19 protein-coding genes are annotated in these 23,125 nt (G+C 62.6%); 8 read left to right on the forward strand and 11 right to left on the reverse strand.

Annotated features, from left to right (window positions below; genetic code table 11):
* Positions 1 to 13 precede the first annotated feature (13 nt).
* On the reverse strand, positions 14 to 334 hold the full coding sequence (locus KBY66_RS06790) for a hypothetical protein (RefSeq protein WP_255088517.1): 321 nt from the start codon (positions 332 to 334) through the stop codon (positions 14 to 16).
* Between the two features lie 268 nt (positions 335 to 602).
* Here KBY66_RS06790 and KBY66_RS06795 point away from each other — a divergent pair, with 268 nt between their 5' ends.
* Positions 603 to 2,600: a tetratricopeptide repeat-containing protein gene (locus tag KBY66_RS06795; RefSeq protein WP_255088518.1), complete on the forward strand. Its 1,998-nt coding sequence runs from the start codon at positions 603 to 605 to the stop codon at positions 2,598 to 2,600.
* Positions 2,601 to 2,670: 70 nt separating this feature from the next.
* Positions 2,671 to 3,843, forward strand: a complete 1,173-nt coding sequence (locus tag KBY66_RS06800) for a patatin-like phospholipase family protein (protein WP_255088519.1) — start codon at positions 2,671 to 2,673, stop codon at positions 3,841 to 3,843.
* A 667-nt stretch (positions 3,844 to 4,510) separates the two neighbouring features.
* Here the strand turns inward: KBY66_RS06800 and KBY66_RS06805 are convergent.
* The 5 genes from KBY66_RS06805 to KBY66_RS06825 form a co-directional block, all read right to left on the reverse strand.
* Entirely contained in the window at positions 4,511 to 5,815 is a 1,305-nt protein-coding gene (locus KBY66_RS06805; RefSeq protein WP_255088520.1) for a C39 family peptidase, read from the reverse strand.
* Positions 5,816 to 6,457: 642 nt separating this feature from the next.
* Positions 6,458 to 7,594, reverse strand: coding sequence for a glycosyltransferase (locus KBY66_RS06810; RefSeq protein WP_255088585.1), 1,137 nt, complete (start codon positions 7,592 to 7,594; stop codon positions 6,458 to 6,460).
* Positions 7,595 to 7,659: 65 nt separating this feature from the next.
* Positions 7,660 to 8,280 (reverse strand): hypothetical protein, encoded by a 621-nt coding sequence (locus tag KBY66_RS06815; protein WP_255088521.1) that lies wholly within the window; start codon positions 8,278 to 8,280, stop codon positions 7,660 to 7,662.
* Positions 8,252 to 10,480 carry an AAA-like domain-containing protein gene (locus KBY66_RS06820; RefSeq protein ID WP_255088522.1) on the reverse strand — a complete coding sequence of 743 codons (2,229 nt, stop codon included), beginning with the start codon at positions 10,478 to 10,480 and terminating at the stop codon, positions 8,252 to 8,254. The genes KBY66_RS06815 and KBY66_RS06820 overlap by 29 nt, the downstream gene beginning before the upstream one ends.
* Positions 10,481 to 10,483: 3 nt before the next feature.
* A complete protein-coding gene (locus tag KBY66_RS06825) occupies positions 10,484 to 12,070 on the reverse strand; it encodes an AAA-like domain-containing protein (protein WP_255088524.1) in 1,587 nt (528 codons plus the stop codon).
* 426 nt (positions 12,071 to 12,496) lie between these two features.
* On the opposite strand from KBY66_RS06825, the gene hisB reads away from it, so the two are divergent.
* Positions 12,497 to 13,111, forward strand: a complete 615-nt coding sequence (gene hisB / locus KBY66_RS06830) for an imidazoleglycerol-phosphate dehydratase HisB (protein WP_255088525.1) — start codon at positions 12,497 to 12,499, stop codon at positions 13,109 to 13,111.
* Positions 13,112 to 13,367: 256 nt separating this feature from the next.
* Positions 13,368 to 13,505 (forward strand): hypothetical protein, encoded by a 138-nt coding sequence (locus KBY66_RS06835; protein ID WP_255088526.1) that lies wholly within the window; start codon positions 13,368 to 13,370, stop codon positions 13,503 to 13,505.
* Positions 13,506 to 13,756: 251 nt separating this feature from the next.
* Here the strand turns inward: KBY66_RS06835 and KBY66_RS06840 are convergent, their stop codons facing one another.
* From KBY66_RS06840 to KBY66_RS06860, 5 genes are all read right to left on the reverse strand, one after another.
* Positions 13,757 to 14,776 (reverse strand): DUF4062 domain-containing protein, encoded by a 1,020-nt coding sequence (locus KBY66_RS06840; protein WP_255088528.1) that lies wholly within the window; start codon positions 14,774 to 14,776, stop codon positions 13,757 to 13,759.
* A gap of 497 nt (positions 14,777 to 15,273) precedes the next feature.
* Positions 15,274 to 15,786 carry an SGNH/GDSL hydrolase family protein gene (locus KBY66_RS06845; RefSeq protein WP_255088529.1) on the reverse strand — a complete coding sequence of 171 codons (513 nt, stop codon included), beginning with the start codon at positions 15,784 to 15,786 and terminating at the stop codon, positions 15,274 to 15,276.
* Positions 15,783 to 15,911, reverse strand: a complete 129-nt coding sequence (locus KBY66_RS06850; RefSeq protein WP_255088530.1) for a hypothetical protein — start codon at positions 15,909 to 15,911, stop codon at positions 15,783 to 15,785. The genes KBY66_RS06845 and KBY66_RS06850 overlap by 4 nt, the downstream gene beginning before the upstream one ends.
* Before the next feature lie 2 nt (positions 15,912 to 15,913).
* The gene (locus tag KBY66_RS06855; protein ID WP_255088531.1) at positions 15,914 to 17,284 is read right to left on the reverse strand and encodes a (Fe-S)-binding protein; all 1,371 of its coding nucleotides are present in this window, start codon (positions 17,282 to 17,284) and stop codon (positions 15,914 to 15,916) included.
* Positions 17,285 to 17,301: 17 nt separating this feature from the next.
* Entirely contained in the window at positions 17,302 to 18,747 is a 1,446-nt protein-coding gene (locus tag KBY66_RS06860; protein WP_255088533.1) for an NADP-dependent isocitrate dehydrogenase, read from the reverse strand.
* 152 nt (positions 18,748 to 18,899) lie between these two features.
* Here KBY66_RS06860 and KBY66_RS06865 point away from each other — a divergent pair, with 152 nt between their 5' ends.
* From KBY66_RS06865 to KBY66_RS06880, 4 genes are all read left to right on the forward strand, one after another.
* A complete protein-coding gene (locus tag KBY66_RS06865) occupies positions 18,900 to 19,376 on the forward strand; it encodes a hypothetical protein (protein ID WP_255088534.1) in 477 nt (158 codons plus the stop codon).
* Positions 19,377 to 19,451: 75 nt separating this feature from the next.
* Entirely contained in the window at positions 19,452 to 20,165 is a 714-nt protein-coding gene (locus KBY66_RS06870) for a heme oxygenase (biliverdin-producing) (protein ID WP_255088535.1), read from the forward strand.
* 2 nt (positions 20,166 to 20,167) lie between these two features.
* Positions 20,168 to 21,199, forward strand: a complete 1,032-nt coding sequence (locus tag KBY66_RS06875; protein WP_255088536.1) for a glycosyltransferase — start codon at positions 20,168 to 20,170, stop codon at positions 21,197 to 21,199.
* A 71-nt stretch (positions 21,200 to 21,270) separates the two neighbouring features.
* Positions 21,271 to 23,112 (forward strand): ABC transporter ATP-binding protein, encoded by a 1,842-nt coding sequence (locus KBY66_RS06880; protein ID WP_255088537.1) that lies wholly within the window; start codon positions 21,271 to 21,273, stop codon positions 23,110 to 23,112.
* The last annotated feature ends 13 nt before the right edge of the window (positions 23,113 to 23,125 follow it).

The following is a 23,125-nucleotide window of genomic DNA, read 5'->3' on the forward strand; positions in this document are numbered from 1 at the left end:
TAGAAGCTAACTGCTATTTAAGCACATAAAGGTAGATTGTCAATGCCTGCGTAAGGACTGGATAGGGCTTCCTGAGAGAGTGAGCCTGAGCCCGAACTGAACGACCGAGGTGGATACTCTGAGCAACAACATCGTTGAGGTCAAACGGATCAGGAAGATCGGAAAAGGGCAAGTCGATTCGTTCCGCCAGGCTTCGAGCAAGCCAGTGATACAAAGGAATCGAAGTTCCATCCTCTTCAACAGTCACCAGCTCTGGGCCGATCACTGGAATCACCTTGCCCTCCTCCACAAAGAGCAGCAGGTCTTCCCAGAATCGCTCCAGAGATTCAGGCATTTCGCCAAGGCCCCAGAAGCTCAGAATGAAGATCTTCGGCTTGGGAGCGACGTCGTCGAACTGAAGATAACGGTCTCACACGCGATCACCATTTTGATCCAACAGTAGGCAAGGCATGCCTGAGCGTCAAGAGATTTGTTGGCCGTTAGCCGCTCCATCAGCCCACAAAGCGTTCAGATCGATCCAGCGTTGTGAAATCCTTCAAACAAATCAGCCCGATCTTTGATGTTGGCTAAGGTTGCTTCAGTGCCTGAATGCGCAACTCCCCATGCCAGTCCTGCCCCATGCGTTTGTGGTGATGCCCTTCGGCCGCAAGCCTGGAGGCGATGGGGTGCCGATTGATTTCAATCGCATCTACTCCAACTTCATTCATCCGGCCCTGAAGAAGGCTGGCCTGGAGCCTTTCCGTGCCGACGAGGAGCAGCGTGCCGGCAACATCCACAGCGACATGTTCCAGGAACTGCTGCTCGCCGATCTGGTGGTGGCCGACCTCACCATTGACAATCCCAATGTCTGGTATGAGCTCGGGGTCCGCCACGCTCTGAGCGCCCGGGGCGTGGTGCTGATCTGCGGCGGCAGGGTCCCCACCGCCTTTGATCTCCAACCCGACCGAAAACTGCGCTACGGCCTGCTTGATGGTGTTCCCGATCCCACCACCCTGCCCAGCGATATCGAGAACCTGGCGGACATGGTGCGGGCCACCATGGAGAGCTGGCAGGGCCGACGCATCAGCCCCGTGTATGCCCTGTTGCCCAATCTTCAGGAGCCCGACTGGAGAAGCTTGCGCGTTGGGGGCGTATGCGAATTCTGGGAGCAACATGACGCCTGGCTGGAGCGGATCGAGCGCGCCCGCCGTGCCAACGACATCGGCGACATGCTCGTGCTCGCCGACGAGGGCCCCGTGGCCGCGTTCCGTGCTGAAGCCTGGATTGCTGCCGGCACCGCTCTGCGCAAGGCAGAGCGATTCCGGCTCGCCCTGGAGCAGTTGGAGAAAGGCCTGGCCATCAAGCCCACCGACCTCAAGGCACTCCAGGAGAAGGGCACCTGTCTGCAGCGTTTAGCGATCGCAGGGGAGCCCGGCCACAGCCTCGATCGGGCGCGCGACCACTACCGCAAGGTGTTGGAAGCGCATCCGAAGGATGCGGAAACCAGGGCCCTCGCCGCCAGGGTGGACAAGGACGCCTGGGTGGATGGGTGGCGCCTAACCGATACCCCGCCGGAGCAGAAGCGGGCGGAGGCCGCCGAAGCCATCGACCTGCTCACGATGGCGATCGATCAGTACGCGGCGGCGTTCCGCTCCAATCCGGCCCATTACTACTCCGGCATCAATGCCCTCACCCTGATGCATCTGGCCTTGAATCTCACCGGCGACCACCGCTGTGATCACCAGATGGAGGTGATGGCTGGGGCGGTGCGCTTCGCGGCCGAGTGCGAGGAGGATCCCGCTCAGCAGTTTTGGGCCCTGGCCACCCTTGCGGATCTCGAGGTGCTGGTGGGAACCCCCGAGGGGGTACAGGGGGCCTATCGCAAGGCCATCGCCCGCAATGACAAGGATCGTTTTGCACTCGAATCCGTGCGCTCCCAGTTGCTGCTCCTGCAGGATCTGGAATTCCAGCCTGAAACGGTGAGCGTGGCGATTGCCACCCTCGATCGTGCCATCGAGAAAACCACTCCCGCCGCGGTGCGCTGGCGGCCTCGCCAGGCCATCCTGTTCAGCGGCCACATCATGGACACGCCCAACCGCCCCCAGCCCAGGTTCCCTGCCGCCATGGAGGCCGCAGCCACGGAAAGAATCGGCGCTGCCCTCGATGCCCTCGGCGCCGGTGCCGATGACATCACCTACTGCCAGGCAGCCGCGGGCGGTGATCTGATCTTTCTGGAGGCCGCCCTGCAGAGGCAGGTGCGATGCCAGGTGCTGCTGCCTTTTGATGAGGCCACGTTTCTGCAGCGCTCGGTGCTTCCATCCGTGCATGGGGAACAGTGGCGTGATCGCTATTTCGCCATGAAGGAAAGGCTCACGCTGCCCATTCGCTTCATGCCCGATGAACTGGGCCCCACTCCGCCACAGCTGAATGCCTTTGAACGCTGCAATATCTGGCTGCTCAACTCCACGCTGGCCTGTGGGATTGATCGTGTGCGGTTCATCGCCCTCTGGAACGGTGCTGGGGGCGATGGCCCCGGCGGCACCGCCCATCTGCATCAAGAAGTGCAACGCCGCACCGGCCAGGTGAGCTGGATCGACACCCGCTCCCTACCTTGTGCCTAGGCCAGTGGTGGCCCCCTTCGATCAGCCCATCATGACTGACGTCTCCGCAGATCATCCCATCCTGGCCCGGATGAGGAAGGAAGGGCCCAAGAAGATCCTCACCTGCGATGGTGGAGGCATCCGCGGGCTGATCAGCGTGGAGATCCTCGCCAAACTCGAGGCGGATCTGCGTATAAAGCTAGGGCAACCCGAGCTCCTTCTGGGCGACTATTTCGATTTCATCTGCGGCACCAGCACGGGGGGCATCATCGCCGCGTGCCTATCGTCCGGGATGTCTGTGAGCCAGATTCGCGACTTCTACGTGAGCAACGGTTCCAGCATGTTCGAGCGGGCCAAGTGGTACATGCAACTGCATCAGAAGTATGAAGCCGAACCCCTGGCCTTGCTGCTGCAGCAGGCGCTGACCTGTCAGCTCAACGGCCCCGGTTCCATCTACAACGAAAACGATCCCCCCGTTGAACTCGGCGATCTCAGGATGCGTGGGCTGCTGATGCTCGTTCTGCGCAACCACAATACCGATTCCCCCTGGCCGGTTTGCAACAACCCCCTGGCCAAGTACAACCAACTGGATCGGAAGGATTGCAACCTTCATCTGCCGCTCTGGCAGCTGGTGAGGGCAAGCACGGCGGCGCCCACGTTCTTTCCGCCCGAAGTGGTGACCTTTGCTGCGGGGACCAACCGGGAGTACCAGTTCGTGTTCGTGGATGGGGGCATCACCACCTACAACAATCCCGCCTACCTGGCCTTCCAGATGGCCACCGCCAGCCCGTACAAGATCAATTGGACCACAGGGGTTGATCAGATGCTGATCGTTTCAGTGGGCACGGGCAACGCTCCCGCCGCCAGGCCTGACTTTCGCCCGGAGGAACTTTCACGGCTCGGCCTTGCCATTACGGTTCCCTCCGCGCTGATGAATGCCGCCACAGCGGGCTGGGACATGGTGTGCCGCGTGTTGGGCGAGTGCCGCTATGGCGGGGAGGTGGATCGCGAGTTCGGCGCCATGATCCAGGCTCCGAATACGCCTGCGGGAGAGAGCAACTGGAGTGGGCTAAAGCAGTTCGCTTATGTTCGCTACGACCCCCTCACAAGCCGTGAGGGGCTGAATGATCTCGATCTCCCGGATGTGAGCGATAAGGCCATGGCAGGCATGGATGACGTCAAACTCATTCCCGAGCTCCAGCGGGTGGGAGAGGCCTACGCCGGGCGTCACGTGAAGATCGATCACCTCGCGGGCTTCGTGTGATCAATGTGGTCAAACCAGTCAAGCGGTTGGCTACGCTCTTCCCACTGGGAACTCCGAGCCCGAACGCGCTGTAGATCGAGACACTCGAGTACATACTCCAGGACTTGGAGGCCCGATGGTTCTATCGGCGGGTTGCCGATCATTCCCCACCCGAGAGCCTACGCTTTTGATTCTGATTGCACCAGCTGACCCATGCCCCATACCCCCCCATTCGGAGGCCACGCAAAATGGTTCCTGAGCACAACCGCAGCGGGCCTGATCGCCCTGCTGCCCTTCGCTTCAGGAAAAGCAGGGGATGCAGGTGGAATCGCTCCACAGATCCCGCGAGACCAATGGAAAGACTGTGGATTCAATGACCAGATCATTGGTTGTATTGACAAGCAACTTTCCAATGGTCTGAGTCTTGTCTGGAAAGACGGACTTCGCATGACCTACCTAGAGCAGCAGGGGCGCCAGGTGGGGGAGGTAGTCTATTTGGTCGATAGGCTTGGTGGCCTGTGGAGGCGCGAAGTGTTGGCGCAAGGAAATACATTGCTCACCAGTCTTGGAAGCGGGAATCGGATAGTGGTACCACTCCGCTTTCCCTGCAGGCCTCCCTTGAAGGGCGAAGTGGGCTATTGCCGCTATTAAGTTGAAGCCGGATAACTCCTAAAGGCTGGATTTGAGCTTAGTTTGGTGGTTCGGCAATAATTGCCCACCCCTTGCCGGGAGCATAGGTGCCATTGTCTAACACCATCCAGCGACGACCGAAGTTTTTGTAGCTGTATTGAAGGCCTTTGGCTACGCGATTGACATAGGTACCGTTGATCAAATCCATATCGCCAAAAGGATCATTCACGATCACCCCTGTTGGGGTGTAGCCAACTACGCAGAGCCAGTGCCCCCCTCCGGTTGGTGCATCAACATGGCCATGGTGGAGAAATCCGCACGGCACTGGAATGCCTCGGTTGATCTGTTGCTCAATGATGGAGAAGTCGCAATTCTGATTAAACCTGGCTTTGAGGCCAAAGCTTTCCAGGGCCTGAATCTGGGAAGCGGCGTCCGTTGTGTCGCCGTAGGTGAAAACCTTCTTCAAATAGATGTCATCACCATTGGGGCCTGGAAGGGTACCTGGCTTCAGGAATTCAAGCAACATGGCACAACTGGAGCTGAAGCACATCCGATCGGCTTGAGCTTCTCCCTGGGCAAAAACGGCGGAATCTAGCTGGTAAAAGTAGGGAACGTCAAGAGGGTTCCTGCCGGCAACACTTACCCCAGCGGGCTTCTCCGCTTGGGTAGGAGAAACCGAATCGGGAATGAACTTGGTTGCTGTTGCGAAGTAGTCCTCCCGTTCCTGGAGTCCGTTGGCGGGATCACGTCCGTTGACCCGTTCGGAAATCTGACGGCAGCTTGCTCCACTGTCAACCAGGCTGTTCATGTGGTTTTTGTTCCACCAGAATCCCGCTGAGGTGAAAGGGTATTGGCTCGCTACGTAGCTGCAACCCTCCATCACACGCATATCGTTGATTGATTTGGCAAATTGTTCGTAGTTGTAGCGGCCTGTCAACTGGATGGCCCCCGCTCCTTTGAAGCGGGTGCCATCACCTGGCTGGGTGTTCCCTAAGTCACGCCTTCCCTCGTAGGCCTTACCACTTGCTAATTCCTGGAGCCACCGCAACCCTCCAGATTCATGGGCAATCTGTGCGATGAAATGGCGTATCCTTGCTGGCGTATCGATGTCGAAGCGATCAAGACAGCTGTTTAAATCAACAAGCTGATCGGGAGTGATATCGCGCCCGAAGATCGCTTTGCATTGATCGGCTGTGATCAACGCAGTCTCTGGTGCCTGGAATGGGGGCGCGGAGCGATACTGCTCGGCAAACCCATCAATTTGTGCTGTGGTCAGCTGATCTTGAAGCCATTGCCAAGCGGATTTCTGATGGGGAAGATCATTGTAGAATTTGGCGGCATCAATCAGGTTAATTGAGTTCATTAATTTATGAAGCCATGTTAATGCTTTTACTTTATAGTTTGCCTATGGGGTCACCAGGCTAAGTGCTGAAGCCGTTGCAAATATTATTATTCGTGGTATTGCTGGTGTTGTTGGTCACTTTTCTGCGCCTCTAAGCAATCCTTGTCGAATGTCACCATCGCGTTTAAGCGATCAAAGGATCTGCGGTCCCGCGATCAGCTGAGATGATGGCACTCTGCGGCACTGGCGGACTATCTCGCCGGTGGTCGCAGCAAGCCCAACTGCCCAGATGCGGTGAAAACCTGATCGATTTGGATATCGCTGACCTGATCACTGGAGCGGCTGACGGCATGCTGGTGATCTTTCGCCCCGATTGCTGATTGCAGAGATCTGCCAATCGTTTCATGACCAGCTCCCTCCCATGGATTCACAAATGCCAGCAGAGGCGGCAGCTCACGCAACCCCCCCATGGCGTGGCCACTTCAAGCAATGAAAATCATAGTGATGGATTTCATCTCTCTCGTAGAAGCAATTTGTGAAGCACCCCCAGGGCAGCCTTGCGCTCGATCGAAATGCGCTGCCTGAGCAGAATCTCCCAAGGGTATTCAGTGTCGCCATGGAAGACGCTTGCGATGCGGGCTTTCCCATTTTCTCAACGACGCCTCACCGTGGCGACGTCCAGCCAACCTCTTCTCCATTCTCCTTTAGACGGCCGCGCCACAGCCCCATGAGCGTGCCGAGAGCCATCAGGAAAGCCAGGCTTCCCACAACCCCACTCAGCAGCGGCTCCAACACAACCGTGTGCCATGGCGGCCGACCATGGCGGCTCAGGAGCCAGCAACTTAGCCGCTGCAGATAAAGAATGGTCGTTGTGATTGCCACCACCTGGATCCATCCCAGGCGCAATACGCAGGTGCGCCCGGCGGCCAGAACTCCGATCAGCACCAGGACGCCGAGCGGCACCACCAGAGTGGCCAACAGGAAATTCGGCAGCGTCAGCCAACGGAAGCGAAGCGTGGCCGCCTCCTTCGTCAGCCCATGGCGCAGCCCGCACTGCAGATGGCCGGTCATCCAGCGTCTGCGCTGGCGCAGGAGGTTGGCGAACGTGCGGGGGACCAGGGTGACGGCCGTGGCGCCGGTCGCCAGGCCGAGGTGATGCCCTTTGCGGCTGAGGCTGAGGGTGAGATCGGCATCTTCGGTGCGGGTGCGGCAGGAGAAGGGCGTCTCCACCAGCGCCGATCGCCGGAACAGGGTGGCGGCCCCCGGAAGAATGGCGATCGCACCGAGGGCTGCCTGGCCGGCGCGCTCCACATTCAGCGCGTTCTGATATTCCTGACGCTGCATTGAGGTCAGCAGGCCGGGGGCGGGCTGCGCCTCCAACATGAAGGCCACGGCATCGGCCCCCTCCGCCTCCAGCCATGCCGCGGCTGCGGCCAGGGCGTCCGGCTCGGGTCGGGTGTCGGCATCGAGGGTCAGCACCAGATCACCGCGACACGCTTCGATCGCGGTGTTGAGGGCAGCCGACTTGCCGCGATTGTGGGGGTGGCGCAGCAGCATCCCGCGGGCCAACGCCTTGAGCGCGCCCTGTGTCAGGTTCCCTGTCTGATCGCTCGAGCCGTCATCGACGACGATCACCTCCCAAGGGGATAGCGAACTGCACCGCAACGACCGCAGCGTTGCGACGATCACCGCTGCTTCGTTGTAGGCCGGGATAACGACCGACACATGACAGGCCTGGCGCGGCAGCGACGGCCCGGAGGGGCGGCCACCAAGGACATGCAGACCCAGCCACCAGAGCACCAACAGGCGCAGCCAGATCAGCAGCAGGAGCAGCTCAATCAGCCGCCCAAAAACCGAACAGCCCGTCAGCGGAACTTCTCCACGATCCAGCGTGCCTTGCGATTGCCCGTGGACTCGTCGATCACCAGGCCCGGGTAGGAAGCCAGGGGCTCAATTCCATCGTCGGAGCGATCGGGGGAAACGAGCACATAGCCATAGCGACGGCAGCCGCTGCGTGCATAGGTCTCCTTACTCTCACAGGGTTGGAGTGCCGACAGCGGCCAGGCGGCGAACAACCAGTGTGTCTTGCCGGCGAGATCTTTGGTATTGGCCTGAAAGGTGACCACCCTGCTGGCCCCGCTCTTCGGCAGGGGGACGCGTTGGGCCGGCAGATCGAAGGATGGGGTGTTGTCATCGGTGATGATTTTTCGACCAGCGGTGCCGGTGGATTTCGCGTTGCCCGGCAGGGGCTTGTAGGCGGTGAGCCCCACCAGTACCTCCGGTTGCGAGGGGAAGGGTCTGCTGCCGGGTGCCTTGCCGCTGCAATCGAGCGTGATGCGGAACTGCAACTTCGATCCACTTGTTTCCATGGCAGGTCTGGTCAGCCCGCAGGACAGGGTCGGTTTCGCCAGCACTGGCGGGGCGCCCAGCAGCAGCAGTGCCACCAAGAGGCTGCGGCTAGGGATGGTGGAGGATGTAAAGCGCATCACGGAGCTCCAGTTCGTTGCGTAAGGGAATCAACTTGGCATAATTATCGCCGTTTCGCTTCCGTTCGGGAAAATAAAGCTTCACGTTGTCACGTTGCTGGTATAGCGCCTGGATGATTTCCGCGTCGGATGCCTTGGAAGGATCAGGCAGCGTGCTCAGTGCATTTTGCACGAGTGATGTTTCAGGGCCGTACTGCACCGCGATGGAGAACATCACCGCCTCTAGGGCCAGTGATTTTCTGGCTTTCACGTTTAAGTGATAGGGCACACCCGAAGGGGTGGCGAGGGCGGTCCCCTTCACTTTGGCCAGAAGCTGTTTATAGTCTCTCTGCTCGATGTAGTCCCGCTGTGAATTGATGAAGCTGTCTCTGGTTTTTGGATCCTGTGCTAGTTTCTTCCAGGCTGTTGCGAAGGCAGCGGATTGGCCGTTAGTGTTGGGGTTGTTGCCCACCTGCGGCAGGGCTGCATGGAGTACCGGAAGCCTGTATTCAAGGAAGCCTAGGTAGTCATCCATTGACCCTCCGGCTTTGATGCTGTAGTAGCCGTAGTAAATACCACCGTGAGCATCGGTGAATCTCGTCCAAGCTTCATTCCCCTCAAAGCGCTTGGCCAGGATGTCGATGGTGTAAGGCGGTGACGGAACGGAGCGGATGCTGGCCACTTTCAGTAGCCGCTCCTGAAACACCTCGTTGTCTTCTTTCTGCTGCAACGCCCGCTCGGCCTGCCTGCCTTGGCGCACCGCTTGCCAGGTGGCCATGGCCAGTCCCACCACAAGCAGAGCGCAGAGGCTAAGACCCCATTTCAGCAGCTTCGCCCGTTCCTGCTGCGCCCTGGTACTGATCTGCAGTGCCTTCCGTTCGAGCTCTGCCCGCGTCTGCTGCTCTTCTGCGGAGCGGCTGGCTTCGAGGAAGGCGAGGTCGGCGTCACTGAGCCGTTTTCCCTGCGCCCACGCCTGGGCTTCCTCCAGAGGCCGGCCCCGCAGCAGGAACGACGGCTGCTGAGCTGGCCCTGCCGACTGCCAGGCGAGCAGGGCCTCGCCGTAAAGGGGCGGGCGCAGCTCTGCCAGCATCAGCTGCACCCAGGCAACGTTGAACACTTCGGCGTAAATCGGGTTGTAGATCTGCAGCCTGCTGCCCCGCTTCACCACCAGTCCCGTCAACCGCAGTTGCAGCTGCTCTTGGCTGTCGTCGGCCTCGATGGCCCCGCTCTCCTGGATCTGCTGCACCAGGCCCAGCAGCCGCCCCCGGCCACGCTCGTCGGTCTGCAGCAGCCGGTCGCGGATCGTCTTGAGGTGCGGCGGCACATCCTGGGCTTCCCAGTTCTCGATCACCTGCCGGCGTGCCACCTGCTCCACCAGGGCCTCGGCGGACAATTCTTCAGTCCCGCCGCCGGCGGCTTCCGTCACCAGCTTGAGCAGCTTCTGAGTGAGAAACGGCTGGCCGCCGCTCCAGTGCAGTACGGCCTTCAGCACCGCCTCGGGCTCCCGCACCAGACCGTTCAGCCCCCCCAGCAGCGGCCGGGCTTCCTCCAGCCGGAAACCGGCTATTTCAACCGCGTGGCCGATGTTGAAGGCGGAGCGGTGATGGCCGCGGATCAGGTCGTAGGGCGTGGCCACGCCCAGGAAGCAGAAACTCAGGCGCTGGTAGGCGGGCTTTTCACTGCGCTTCTCGTAAAGCGAGCGGATCAGGCCGAAGAAGCCGTCGGTGTCGAAGGAGAGGCTGAGCAGATTATCCACTTCCTCCACGAAGATCACGATCGGTTGCGTGGTTTTGGCCAGCAGGATCAGATCGACAAATTCATAGAAACGTTCCACCGACGAAAGTGACTGGGCATCCCGTTCCTTCCACCAGCGCGAGAACTCCACTTGCTCTGCCAGCCCTACATCGGCCAGCAACCGCTTGATCGTGCCCGCATACCACTGGGCTTCGTTGAGCGTGGTGCCCCGCGTCTGCGGGTCGATCACGGCACAGATCACACCCTCGGCCTGCAGCTTCTGCATGGCCCGTACCCGCAGGCTGCTCTTGCCCATCTGGCGGGAGTTGAACACGAAGCAGTAATCCCCGGCCTGGAGATGCTTGTAGAGATCCTGATCCGCCTGCCGCGCCACATAGCCCGCGTGCTCCACCGGCAGGCTGCCACCCACCTGGTAGCTGAAGCGGGCGGGCTCGGTGTTGTGGTGGGGGGCGGGAGAGGCCGTCATCGCTCAACCTGCCAGGCGCTGCAGGAAATAGTTCTGATAGAGGCGGCAGCGGGGTTTCACCTTGTTCTCCTCCCGCACCACCAGGCCCAGGCTGTCGAGCTTGAAGGCCTCCTCTGAGCGCAGCATCACTGGCTCCTCCGCTGCCATCACCTTGCGCAGGGCCGTGCCCAGTTCCGGATGGTCTTCCAGGGCCTTGAGCAGACCCAGCAGATGGTTGCCATACAGCCCGGCGTCAGTGGCAGCCGTGCGCTGAAACTCTGCGAAGCTGAGGCCGTTGGCTAGCTGATAGAGCGCCATCCGTACCAGATAGGGATGGCCGCCCACCAGCGCGATCAGCTGGTCCACATGCTGATCATCGAGGGTGAGGCCATGGAGCCGAACCAGTTCCCTCACCTGGGCGGCGGAGAACTCGCCCAGGTCCACCGGCAGGCCCACGTTGAACGGCGACTGGTTGATGTCTTTCTGCAGGTACGACTCCTGGGCGTGGGCGATGATCAGACGGAACTGCTCCCACAGCCCATTGCTGCGGGCCAGTTCGTGCCAGCTGCGCAGCAGACCGCAGAAGTCGGTTTCGATCGAACCATGGGCAAACACCCGATCGAAGTTGTCGATGGCGAGCACCAGCGGCGCTGAATCGCTCTTGAGAAGATACTTCTCGAAGTAGTCGCGGCTGTTGTCATTGGCACCGAAGATGTCGTCCCAGTAGTCCTCAGTTTTGATGCGCAGCCCCAGCCCCTTGCCCACCGCCGCGCAGAACCACTGCATGAAGCGATCCGGATCCTCGAAGAACTTCTGATTGGCCTCCTCCAGGTTCAGGGCCACGGTGCGATAGCCCTTGCTGGCGGCATAGGCCAGCAGCCGGGCCGTGAGGCTTGATTTACCCATGCCCTTCGGCGATTTGATCCGGATCAGGGCGCCCGGCTTCTCGATCTCCTCGAAGCAACGGTTCTCCTCGGCGGGGTGGATGTAGAGGGGTGAGTCGTGGCGCACCGGACCCTCCGGCATCTCCAGGCCCATGGCGCCTGGGCTGCTGACCGCCGCAGGTGGAGCTGAGGCCGGAGTGGGTAGCGTGGGTGTTTCCGCTGGTGAGGGAGAGGCCCCTGAAGGAACCGAACGCCGACCCCGGCGCGGATCCTGAAGCATCGCCTCGGCCACCTCGCGAATGCCCTGGGCGATGCTGAGGAAAGCCTCCTGGCGGTTGCTCCAGGTGGTGACGGCCTTGGCATTGGCTGGCAGGGCCTGGAGGCGGCCCAGCTCCGTTGACGTCCAGTCGGCCGGCTGGAGGATCACCGGAATCACCCGGGCTTCGCCGCGATCGTGGCGCTCGAGGGCCCGTTTCATCTCGATGTTGGCGCAATAGTCTGATGCCAGGAACGGGGCGCTCACCAGCATTAAAACGATGTCGGCAGTGGCGAGATTCTCATCGATCGCCCCCGCCCATTCCTGCCCGGCCATGATCTTGCGATCGTGCCAGGGCTGGATCACGCCCTGCCGCTGCAGTGCGGCGAGATGATCATCCAGGGATTGACGCAGCTTCTCGTCCTTGTGGGAGTAGGAGATGAAAAGGCTGAGGGGGGCGGCTTTCGACATCAAGCCTTACGGCCCACGAAGAATGTTAATTTAGCCTAGCAAGCTTAGATTTTATGTCAACCACAATGGGCAATGCCACTTCCACGATGCCCGGCGGGTGATATTCTGACTCCCCAATTGCTTACAGAGCTTCAATAGCCTGGCTCCCCTTGTGCTAAAGCTGAGAGCCTTCAGGTGTTTAACGAATCCACGAGCGCATGACTCCTATTCAATGTGATTGAATGGCAGAAGCCTCTCCACAAGGGGCATTAAATGCCAGAATTGCAATGCATGGTGTGCAAACTTTTGGCTACTGCAGCAGCACCAAGTTGTTCGCCCTTCATCGGAATCACGGAGGTCACAGCCGCGGCTGGGACGATGGCCGACAGCCAGGCCCTCTGGGCAGGATCCACAATGGTTCCCGGAATCCCCGCGACCTCCACCGAGATGGACCCACGCACCGGCACGATCCACCGCGTCACCGGCGAAACCGATGTGCGGGTGGAGCTCAGCCTCGACGGCAGCGGCCGCTGCCAGGTGAATACGGGTGTTCCGTTCCTGGACCACATGCTGCACCAGCTGGCCAGCCATGGCCTGCTGGACCTGGAGATCACCGCCCGGGGCGACCTCGAGATTGACGACCACCACACCAATGAGGATGTGGGCATCGCGGTGGGACAGGCCCTCGCCCAGGCGCTCGGGGAACGGCGGAGCATCCAGCGGTTCGGCCATTTCGTGGCGCCCCTGGATGAGGCCCTGGTGCAGGTGGTGCTCGACTGCTCCGGCCGACCCCACCTCAGCTACGACCTGGCCATCCCGGCCCAGCGGATCGGCCGTTACGACACCGAACTGGTCAAGGAGTTCTTCGTGGCGGTGGTGAACAACTCAGGCCTCACCCTCCACATCCGCCAGCTGGCCGGCGTGAACTCGCACCACATCGTGGAGGCCTGCTTCAAGGCCTTCGCCCGGGCCCTGCGCCTGGCCGTGGAAATCGACCCCCGTCGTGCTGGCGAGGTGCCCAGCAGCAAGGGTCTGCTGGAGCAGGCGGGCGGCTGGGGTTGAAGCAGTTCAGAAGGCCAGTGACATTTTTATGCTGAGCCAATGGCTGCATCCCAAGCCCACCGTGATCACTGACAACATCGCTGGGCTATGGAGACTGCGAAGGCTGAACAGCGGCTGAAGGAAGCCCGGCAGCAGCCGGTGACAGCGCCCGCTGCCTTGAAACACGATTGGCCGCAGGTCCCCGCTGTGGGCTGTTCGGCTCAGCAAGCAGGGGACTTTCACGGCACAGTCGGACATCGACCTGGCGGCGGAAGGGTTGCCGGCTGAAGCCTTGCTGCCGGCCGTGGCCCGGTTGGAGCAGACCGGGCTCCTTCCCGTCGATCTGGTGCGCCTCGAGGACCTCCCTTCCCACTGGCAACAACGCCTTCACCGCCAGGCGCTGCGACTCACATGAGCACTGTCCAGTTCAGGGAGTTGGTTAAAGATCTCGAGGCGGGGCGACTGCTGGAAGGGGTGTCGTCCCTATGGCAGGCCGTGGAAGTGGATCTGAGTGGGTTCCAAAGCTGGTTTGATGATCCGCCCAAGTTAAGTCAACTAAGTCGCAGTGATCAGTCTTTTTGAATCTAACGCTTGCCATCACCAGGCCGCTGAGAATTGAAAGAGCCAGCGATTAGCTGCAGGTGGCGGCTCTGGTGAATGGCAGTGTTAGACGCCTGTCGCGTCGCCAGATTCCTGGCTCGCTGCTCTCACAGTTCGTGCTTCTATCATGACACGATTTCCTAGCTGAGTAAGCTGCCAGAAAAGGTTTACGCCCCCACCCGTTGTACCCAAAGGCTCAACTGTGATAAACCCATACGCCAAAAGCTGAACTTTTATTGTATCAAAGACTAAGTCATCTATTGAAGGAGTCCTACCTTCTCTTCCTGTTCGAGCAAGAAGGAGTTCGGCCAGATGCGAATTAACTCTTCCGTCGACAGTGGCAATCAAAAGGCTTGGCGCAATTGTTGCAAACAGCTCTCGCCAGGACAGACGAGTCGACCAGCCTGAAAGTCCGCTCTTGGTAAAGCAAGTACCCTTGACTGCTACTAATTCATCCAGAGATGCAAGATCGGCAACAATTGGCTCGGGGGCAACAGCTTTTCGCACTTCTGATAGCTCCGATTGGGTCTCGGCCAACTTCTTGCGCAGGTCATTGAGTTCAGCTAGAGTTTCTGCTGAGGGAATACTTGTCGCCCTTACCCATCCATTCCTGGGATACGCTTTCATTGCTTTGGAGAGACTCAGGGCAACAAGACCAGGAAGTGCATCTGCACTTTTCCAGAAACGAACAAGCCGACCATCTGCCACTTTTGAGCGAAACTGACTTAGCTTCTCCCGGGTCTCAGGCTTAATCTCTGATCGAGCAACTGGAATTTCATCAGGATTCTCATGGAGGAATGCCAAGACAGGCAAACCTTGCGCTGCAGCGTAATCGTATTCTTTCTCCGTGTAGCTAATGCCTTCTTCTGTCAGCGATCCATACCTTCCACCAACGATAAGAATATAGTAGTCGCAGTCATCAATGACTTTGCGGATGAAGTCCCACTGCTCCTCGTCGGCAGCAGGAAATAGCTCCATTCCAGCCGGAAAGCAATCCAGCTCCATAACAGTTTGAATGACTTGGCGCCTTTCCTCTTGCAGGTCTGTAAAGGTTGAGCTTACAAAGACTTGGTAGCGCTTATCCATGAGTGTTTTCTAGTGCTGTCTAACTACTAATTAGGCGGCTCCGTGATCCACGCTCACTCGGATTTAAATTGCCGCCTATGTCCGCGATTCGCTCCCAGGCCATCGGCTCAATCTCGGTTGCGGCCTGAATTCTGCCGGATCCATTGCCAGGCAGTTCGGTGCATATCGGAACCGTGATTCACGCTGGGCCTGGCGGCATGCCGGGTCATTCTTGCTGGAGGGCCCGCAGCGAGACGCTTCAGCTCGTTGCTGAGACATTTCCGTTCCGCCCATCTTGTTCACAGTTTGGGGGTTGTTCACCAGGATCCCCTGTCAGCCAGGCCTTCCTGGCGTCCTCGGATGTCGGATCACCGTGCATCACCGGTCCGCAGATGCACATCCCCTGGTGGTTCATGGCAAATCGGTGCTGGACGGCGCAGCTTCCCATGCCGCAAGGCCCTCGGTTCAGAAGGTTGGTGTTAGTAGCGCCTGCTGGCTTGGGCCTTTGAACCAATCCTTTAGTTCCCCTGCCCCGCAACCGCCGGCGCCCCCGCGCTTCTGCCATCCCCCGTCTGCTGCACCAACCCCAGCAACCCTTTGCGATACACCGCCTTGCCGGCCTCGTTGAGGTGCACCCCGTCCACGGTGTAGTCACTCCGGAGTGCAGCGGCTTCGAACAGCGGCTGCACCACGGCTGCCTGCACGGGCACCTGTTCCTGGACGGCCACCGCCTGGATCAGGCCGTTGAGCTGATCGATTCGCCAGATCGGGCCGGCCATCGACGGCCGTTGGCTGGCGGCCACCGTGGAATAGAAGGCCGGCAGCAGGTGGATGTGCTCCGCCCCCAGACCCCGCACCAGCGCCAGGATCTGGGCCAGGTTCGCCTGGAATTGCTGATCGCTGAGCGGCAACATCGCATCGTTGGTGCCGATGGCGATGATCGCCGTGGGGCAGCGCACCGGCTGGGCCGCCAGCCCCTGCAACTGTTGAATCAGCGAGGCCGTGGCCAGGCCCCCCTTGGCGTAGTTCACCACCCCGGCCGCTGGGCGGTGGGCGGCGTCACTCCGGCCCGGGCCGCCAGGGGTGCAAAAGCGAGGCTGGCTCCCGCCAAGGCGCCTAGGGCCAGGCCCAACCGCAGTCGTCGTTCAGTGGCCATCGTCAGCACCCATTCAGGCTCCGCTCCAGCAACTGGATCGGGTGCAGAACCTCGATCGGAAGGTTCGTGCTGCCCATGTGTTGGCGGATCTGCAGACTGCAACCGATGTTGGCGCTCACCGCCAGATCGGCACCCGTGCCGCTCAGATCGGCCGCCTTGATCCGCCCCAGTTCGGCCGCCTCCTGGGGCTGCACCAGGTTGTAGATGCCGGCGCTGCCGCAGCACACCCCCGCCTCCACCGCCTCCTTGAGCTCCACATGGGGGATCTGGCGCAGCAGGGCCCGGGGCGGCTCGGCGATCCCCTGGCCATGGAGCATGTGGCAGGCGTCGTGGTAGGCCAGCCGCAGGGGCCGCTCGGCGCTGGCGGTAGTGCCATCGGCGTGGGTGAGGGGTTGAAGCGCCCCCTGGGCCGCCTCCCCCAGGCCCATCCGGTGCAGAAACTCCTGGATGTCGGCCACCTGGCCGGCGAAGGCGCTGCCCCGGGCGGCCCAGGCCGGTTCGCTCGCCAGGATGGCGTCGTAGGCCTTCAGGGTGTGGCCGCAACCGGAGGCCGCCACCAGCACCGCATCGAGCGGTTCTGGCCCCGCCGCTTTGCCGGGGCCGATCACGGCGGCGAAGGCGTCGATCAGGCTGCCCGCCAGCTCTTTGGTCTGCTCCAGTTCCCCCTGGTGGTGGGTCATGGCACCGCAGCAGCCCTGGGCCGGCGGGATCACCACCTCGATGCCGCAGGCGCTCAGCACAGTCACCGCCGCTCGGTTCACCTGTGGATCAAACAGCCGCTGCACGCAGCCCAGAACCAGCCCCACCCGGTAGCGCCGCTGCCCCTGGGCCGGCACCACCACCGGGAGGCAATCCGCGAAAGCCTCAGGCGCCAGGGGCGGCAGCAGCCGCTCCATCGCTTCGAGCTGCGGGCCGAACAGGCGGGTGAGGCCGCTGCGGCGGGCCAGGCGCTGCAGCGGCGTTCCGGCGTAGAGCCGCAGCGGCTGCAGCACGGCCCGCAACCGGCCGGGGTAGGGCAGCAGACGGAACAACAGGGCCCGCAAGCTCCGTTGCCAGGGGCTGCGCAACTCGGGTGCATTCAGCTTCGGGCGGGTGGCCTCGATCAGTTCGTCGTAGCGCACACCCGACGGGCAGGCGGTGACGCAGGCCAGGCAGCCCAGGCAGGAATCGAAATGGCCGGCCACCGTGGCATCCAGCTCCAGCGCACCGGCCTCGATCGCCTTGAGCATGTGGATCCGCCCCCGGGGCGAATCCATCTCCGTCCCCAGCACCCGGTAGCTGGCACAGCTCGGCAGGCAGAAGCCGCAGTGGATGCAGGGATCGGAGGCGCTGATCGAGCCGATGAACGGCGCCGGTGGTTGGGTGGTGTTCATCTTGGCTGGCGTGTGGATCAGCCGCCGAAGTGGCGCACCACCGCTTCGGCGAAGCCGGAGCAGCTCACCGGCTCCACCCGAGGCTCCATCAGTCTGGCCAGGTCGTAGGTGACCTCGCCATTGGCGATCGCCGCGCTCAGGCCACTGGTGATCAGGTCGGCCGCCTCCTGCCAACCCATGAACTCCAGCATCATCACGCCACTGAGGATCACCGAGCCGGGATTGATGCGATCCAGGCCAGCGTGCTTCGGCGCCGTGCCGTGGGTGGCCTCGAAGATGGCCGCCTTGTCGCCGATGTTCGCCCCCGGCGCCATCCCCAGACCCCCCACCACGGCGGCGGCCGCATCACTCACATAGTCGCCGTTGAGGTTGAGGGTGCAGAGCACCGAGTACTCCTGGGGGCGGGTCTGGATCTGCTGGAAGATGCTGTCGGCGATGCGGTCGTCGACCAGCACCAGGCTCTTCCACTTGCCGTAGCCGTGGCTCTCGCCGATGGCCGCCAGCACCCCCCGCACCTCGTCGTCCACCGCCTCCTTCTTCTCAGGTGTGAGGCTGTCGTAGCCGGGCTCGATCAGGCGGGCGTTGTCCTCGATGCTGAGGCCGTGGTTGCGCTCCAGGTTGCCCAGGATCCAGCTCTCCCGCTCGGTGACGCACGCGTCACGGAACTCGGTGGTGGCCAGCTCGTAGCCCCAGTCGCGGAAGGCCCCCTCCGTGAACTTCATGATGTTGCCCTTGTGCACCAGGGTCACGTGGCGCTTGGCCCCCTCCAGCTGGAGGGCGCGCTGGATCGCCTTGCGCACGTGCCGCTGGGTGCCGAACTTGCTCACCGGCTTGATGCCGATGCCGGAACCCTCGGGGATGCGGCGGCCCTTGAGCTTGCCGTTGGCCGGGATCACCGTGTCGTTGAGATAGGCGATCAGCTCGATCCCCACCGGGTCATCGGCCGCCCACTCGATCCCCATGTAAATGTCTTCGGTGTTCTCCCGGTAGACGATCACGTCCAGGTCCTGGGGGCGCTTGTGGGGACTGGGGGTGCCCTCGTAGTAGCGACAGGGGCGCACGCAGCAGTACAGATCGAAGATCTGGCGCAGGGCCACATTGAGCGAGCGGATGCCGCCACCGATCGGGGTGGTGAGCGGCCCCTTGATCGCCACGCCGTACTCCTCGATGGCCGTGAGCGTGTCCTGGGGCAGGTACTGATAGGTGCCGTAGAGCTCGCAGGCCTCATCGCCGGCATACACCTTGAACCACTCGATCCGCCGCTCGCCGCCGTAGGCCTTGGCCACCGCCGCATCGAGCACCCGCTGGGTGGCGGGCCAGATGTCCACGCCGGTGCCGTCGCCGCGGATGAACGGGATGATCGGGTCGTTGGGGACCACCGGCAGGCCGTTCTCGAAGCGGATGGCGGTGCCGCTGCTCGGGGCGGTGAGCTTGTCGTAGGAAGCGGTGGGGGCGATCACCATCGGGGCGTTCAAGCGGGGGTGAAGGGGCTGCAACCGGTGGTGTTCCTGGTTGGGGCCGGCCAGGCTCGCAGCGGCCGTTGGGACCCTGCAACATGGTTGGCCGGGTGAGCCTAGGTTCAGCCCGATCCGCCGTTCTGCTCAGGGGAAACGCCATGAATGCGGCAGACCTGGCCCGCAGCCCGGAGATGGCCCGGGCCATCGCCTCGGCGGCGGGCCTGGTCCGCCGTCATTTCCCCGATGCCCGCGCCAACCTCACCCCCTGGCGCGACGATCCGCTCACCCGAGCCTTCACGGAGGAGGAATCGGTCGATCTGGCCTTTCACTTCCCGGGCTGGAGCCCCCGCCTGCAGTGCCGCAGCCTGCTGATCCAGCTGCGCCTGAGCGAAGCGCCTGGCCAGGGGAACGCCGCGGGGCCACCACGCCTGCTGGGGGTGCTGATCAGTGGCATGACCTTCCAGGGGGAGCAGTGGCGCCTCGCCACCGTTGGTGGCTGGGAGCCCAGCGGGCCGAACCTGCCCCAACCCGAGGTGGTGACGACCCTGCAGCAGATGTGCCGCGACCTGTTCGCCCTGCTGGCCCGCGATCCCGACCACGGGCAGGAACACGGCGAACCCGGCCTGGCCGCGTAACCCTTCGCAACCTTCAGACCACCCAGCCGCCAGGCCAGAACTAGCTTGTTCGTTCTTCCTACGGCTCCCAGCACAATGGCTGTCGCCCTTGCCACCCAGTTGCGTGAAGGCACCAAGAAGGCCCACACGATGGCCGAGAACACCGGTTTCGTGACCTGCTTCCTCAAGGGGGTCGTCGACAAGATCAGCTACCGCAAGTTGGTGGCCGATCTCTACTTCGTGTACAGCGCCATGGAAGAGGAGATCGGCAAGCTCAAGGCCCACCCGGTGGTGGGGCCCATCGCCAGCGACGCCCTCAACCGCCGCGCCACCCTGGAGGCCGACCTGGCCTTCTATTTCGGTGCCGACTGGCGCCAGCAGATTCAGGCCACCCCCGGCGCCCAGCAGTACGTGGCCCGGCTGCATCAGGTGGCCCAGGAATCCCCTGAGCTGCTGGTGGGCCACCACTACACCCGCTACATCGGCGATCTCTCCGGCGGCCAGATCCTCAAGAACATCGCCCAGAAGGCGATGAACCTGGGCGAGCACGACGGCCTGCGCTTCTACGAGTTCGACGCCATCCCCGATGAGAAGGCCTTCAAGGCCACCTACCGCGAAACCCTCGACCGGCTGCCGATCGACCAGGCCACGGCCGATCGAATCGTGGCCGAGGCCAACCACGCCTTCCATCTCAACATGACCATGTTCCAGGAGCTGGAGGGGAACCTGGTGGCCGCCATCGGCAAGGTGCTGTTCGGCTTCCTCACCCGCCGCCAGCGCACCGGCAGCACCGAGGTGGTGGCGGCCTGAGCTTGCGCCCACTTCGGTTTCTGGTTCCCGGCACCGGGGCCCGGTTTCGCTGTGGTGGCCTGCAGGTGGAACTGCAGACCGCGGGTCTTGCCTCGGCCCTGGCCCCCACCGAGATCGTCACCTACCGGGTTCGGGAAAGCGGCCATCCCTTTCTGGCCGATCTGGTGGGCGCTGAGCCCTGCCCCGGGCCTGCCCTCTGGATCGTGAGTTGGGGCTTCGACGTGCCCCGTCAGTTGCGCCAACTGCGCGGCCGGCCGTTGGCTTACCACGCCCACAGCGGCGGCTATAGCTTCGACCTGCCGGCCGGCGTGCCGGTGCTGGCGGTGAGCCGCAACACCCTGGGCTACTGGGGGGACCGGGCGCCGCGCAATCCCCTCTTTCTGGTGCCCAACGCCCTCGCCCCCCAGTGGTGTGACCGCGGCCTGGAGCGGGACATCGACGTGCTGGTGCAGGCCCGCAAAACCAGTGCCTACGTGCTCAACCAACTGGTGCCTGCCCTGAGGCACGCCGGTCTGCGGGTGGAGGTGCAGAGCGGCTGGGTCGACGACCTGGTCGGCCTGTTCAACCGCAGCCGCGTCTTCCTCTATGACTCCGCCGACTACTGGCGCGGCCGCGGCGTCAGCGAGGGGTTCGGCCTGCCGCCCCTGGAGGCGCTGGCGAGTGGTTGCGTGGTGTTCAGCAGCCTCAACCACGCCCTAGCCGACACGATCGACCCCGGCCGGCTCGGCCATCAGATCGGCGCCGGCACCTTGGGCGCCGATCTGCAGCGCATCGGCTCCGCCGCCCACGATCCCGCCCCCTGGCGAGCGGATCCCCAGGCCCTGGCGCGGTTGCTGGCCGAGTGCGGCGAAGCCCGGCTGCAGCAGCGCTGGGGCGAGGCGCTGGCGGCGATCAACGTTCACTGGGATCGGCTGCTGGGGGTGGAGGGGGCGGGGGCTGTGGTGCCGCCGGAGCCCCCACTGCGGGCCCCGCCGCCGTGGCAACTGCGCTGGCGAGGACGGGTGGGGCGCTTGAAAGGCTGGCTGGCCCGCTGAACCTTTTGCGGACCCTTCACATACCTTTGGTGTCGTTGGGCTCAGAAACGCTGCGATCTCCGCGCCGATCGATGCCGCCGCTCGCTGGTATCTTCCACAGCCGCACCGTGGTTCAGCTGCGGCGACTGCTGGGCTACCTGCCCCCGGAGCGGTTCCGTTCCCTGCTGGTGCTGCTGCCCCTTTCGATCCTTCCCGGCCTCATCGACCTGATCACCGTGGCCATGGTGAGCAGGTTGATGGGGGCCCTGGTGGGCAGCAAGCTGCCGAACACCCTGCCGGGGGTGAAAGTGTTCGGCGGCAATGCCATCGATCAGAGCCTCTGGCTGATCCTGCTGCTGATCACCCTCTCCTGGTTGGGTTCGTTTGCCAAGCTGGGTCTTCAGTTCTTTCAGCAGCGGCTTTCTGCCCGGATCTGGATCGATCTGTGCAACCTGGTCCACTCTCGTGTCTTGGCCCAGGACTACGAATATCACCTGGCCGGCAGCACCTCCAAGCTCTCCACCCTGCTGCTGAGTCACATCAAGAAGACCTCCAACTCGGTGGTCAGTCCGCTGTTGCGCATGGTGGGCAGCATCTTCTCGATCGTGCTGCTCTCGGTTGGGGTGTTGGTGGTGGGCCGCTGGCTGGCGGTGGCGCTGATTTCGGCACTGGTGGGGGCCTACCTCGGTCTTTCGATGCTGATCACCCCCTACCTGCGCCACGCTTCCCGCCAGAAACTGCGGCTGGAATCGCGCTCTGCCCACATCCTGGTGGAATCACTCGGGTCGATCCGCGACATCCGTCTCACCGGCTCGGAGAATCACTTCCGCGATGCCTTCGTGTCCACCGGCGAACGGGCCAAGCAGTATTCCTGGGCCTCCGAGCTGTTGCCGAACATGCCCCGGATGCTGATCGAGCCCCTCGGCATCACGATGATCTTCGCGGTGGGCGCGGTGCCGGCCCTGCTGAGCGGCGAACGCCAGGAGATCCTTCACATCATTCCCTTTCTCACCACCCTGGCGGTGGTGGCCCTGCGGCTGACGCCCCCCCTGCAGGATTTCTTCTCCGCCATCACCCAGCTGCGCGGCAGCCTGCCGGTGGTCGACAAGACGCTCGAACTTCTGGAACTTCCCAGCAGTCGTCCGACTCTCTCCACCCCCGGAGTGCCCACCCCCGAGGGCATCTTCCCCACCCGCACCATCCGCCTCAAGGACGCCTGGTACAGGTATCCAGGCAGCGGGCAGCCGGTGCTCAAGGGGGTGAGCCTATCGATCCCGGTGGGCTCCCGCATTGCCTTGGTGGGCTCCACAGGCAGCGGCAAGACCACCACCGCCCACCTGCTCCTGGGCCTGCTGATCCCCCAGCAGGGCGGGCTTGAGCTCGACGGCATCCCCGTGAACGGGCTGGATGTACCCGCCTGGCAGGCCTGTTGTGCCCAGGTCCCCCAGTTCATCAACCTGCTTGACGCCAGCATTCTTGAGAACGTCGCCTTCGGCCAGTCGCTAGACGCCATCGACCACGACGAGGTCTGGGAGGCGCTTGATGCCGCCCAGCTGGCGGAATTCGTCTCCGAGATGCCCTATGGCCTGCACACACCGGTGGGAGAGAACGGGCTGCAGCTCTCCGGCGGCCAGCGCCAGCGCCTGGCCCTGGCCCGCGCCTTCTACCGCCGCGCCCGCTTCCTGCTGCTTGATGAGGCCACCAGCGCCCTTGACAACCGCACCGAGAGCGACGTGATCGAGGCCCTGGAGGTGGTGGGGCGCCGCTGCACCACCGTGGTGATCGCCCACCGGCTCAGCACGGTGATGCGCTGTGATCGCATCTATGAGTTCGACGATGGCCGGATCAAGGCTTCCGGTACGTTCGAGGAGCTCCAGTACCGCTCCGACTCCTTCCGCGACCTGGCCTCACTGGAGCGCAAGCTGGTGAGCTGAATATTCGTTCGCC

The sequence above is a fragment of the Synechococcus sp. Tobar12-5m-g genome, from assembly GCF_024345415.1.
GTDB lineage: Bacteria > Cyanobacteriota > Cyanobacteriia > PCC-6307 > Cyanobiaceae > Regnicoccus.

Coding starts and splice junctions, on each gene's coding strand:
- KBY66_RS06790 (WP_255088517.1), bottom strand. CDS start 334: ATGCCTGAATCTCTGGAGCGATTCTGGGAAGACCTGCTGCTCTTTGTG.
- KBY66_RS06795 (WP_255088518.1), top strand. CDS start 603: ATGCCAGTCCTGCCCCATGCGTTTGTGGTGATGCCCTTCGGCCGCAAG.
- KBY66_RS06800 (WP_255088519.1), top strand. CDS start 2,671: ATGAGGAAGGAAGGGCCCAAGAAGATCCTCACCTGCGATGGTGGAGGC.
- KBY66_RS06805 (WP_255088520.1), bottom strand. CDS start 5,815: ATGAACTCAATTAACCTGATTGATGCCGCCAAATTCTACAATGATCTT.
- KBY66_RS06815 (WP_255088521.1), bottom strand. CDS start 8,280: ATGCGCTTTACATCCTCCACCATCCCTAGCCGCAGCCTCTTGGTGGCA.
- KBY66_RS06820 (WP_255088522.1), bottom strand. CDS start 10,480: ATGACGGCCTCTCCCGCCCCCCACCACAACACCGAGCCCGCCCGCTTC.
- KBY66_RS06825 (WP_255088524.1), bottom strand. CDS start 12,070: ATGTCGAAAGCCGCCCCCCTCAGCCTTTTCATCTCCTACTCCCACAAG.
- hisB (WP_255088525.1), top strand. CDS start 12,497: ATGGACCCACGCACCGGCACGATCCACCGCGTCACCGGCGAAACCGAT.
- KBY66_RS06840 (WP_255088528.1), bottom strand. CDS start 14,776: ATGGATAAGCGCTACCAAGTCTTTGTAAGCTCAACCTTTACAGACCTG.
- KBY66_RS06850 (WP_255088530.1), bottom strand. CDS start 15,911: ATGGCCACTGAACGACGACTGCGGTTGGGCCTGGCCCTAGGCGCCTTG.
- KBY66_RS06855 (WP_255088531.1), bottom strand. CDS start 17,284: ATGAACACCACCCAACCACCGGCGCCGTTCATCGGCTCGATCAGCGCC.
- KBY66_RS06860 (WP_255088533.1), bottom strand. CDS start 18,747: ATGGTGATCGCCCCCACCGCTTCCTACGACAAGCTCACCGCCCCGAGC.
- KBY66_RS06865 (WP_255088534.1), top strand. CDS start 18,900: ATGAATGCGGCAGACCTGGCCCGCAGCCCGGAGATGGCCCGGGCCATC.
- KBY66_RS06870 (WP_255088535.1), top strand. CDS start 19,452: ATGGCTGTCGCCCTTGCCACCCAGTTGCGTGAAGGCACCAAGAAGGCC.
- KBY66_RS06880 (WP_255088537.1), top strand. CDS start 21,271: ATGCCGCCGCTCGCTGGTATCTTCCACAGCCGCACCGTGGTTCAGCTG.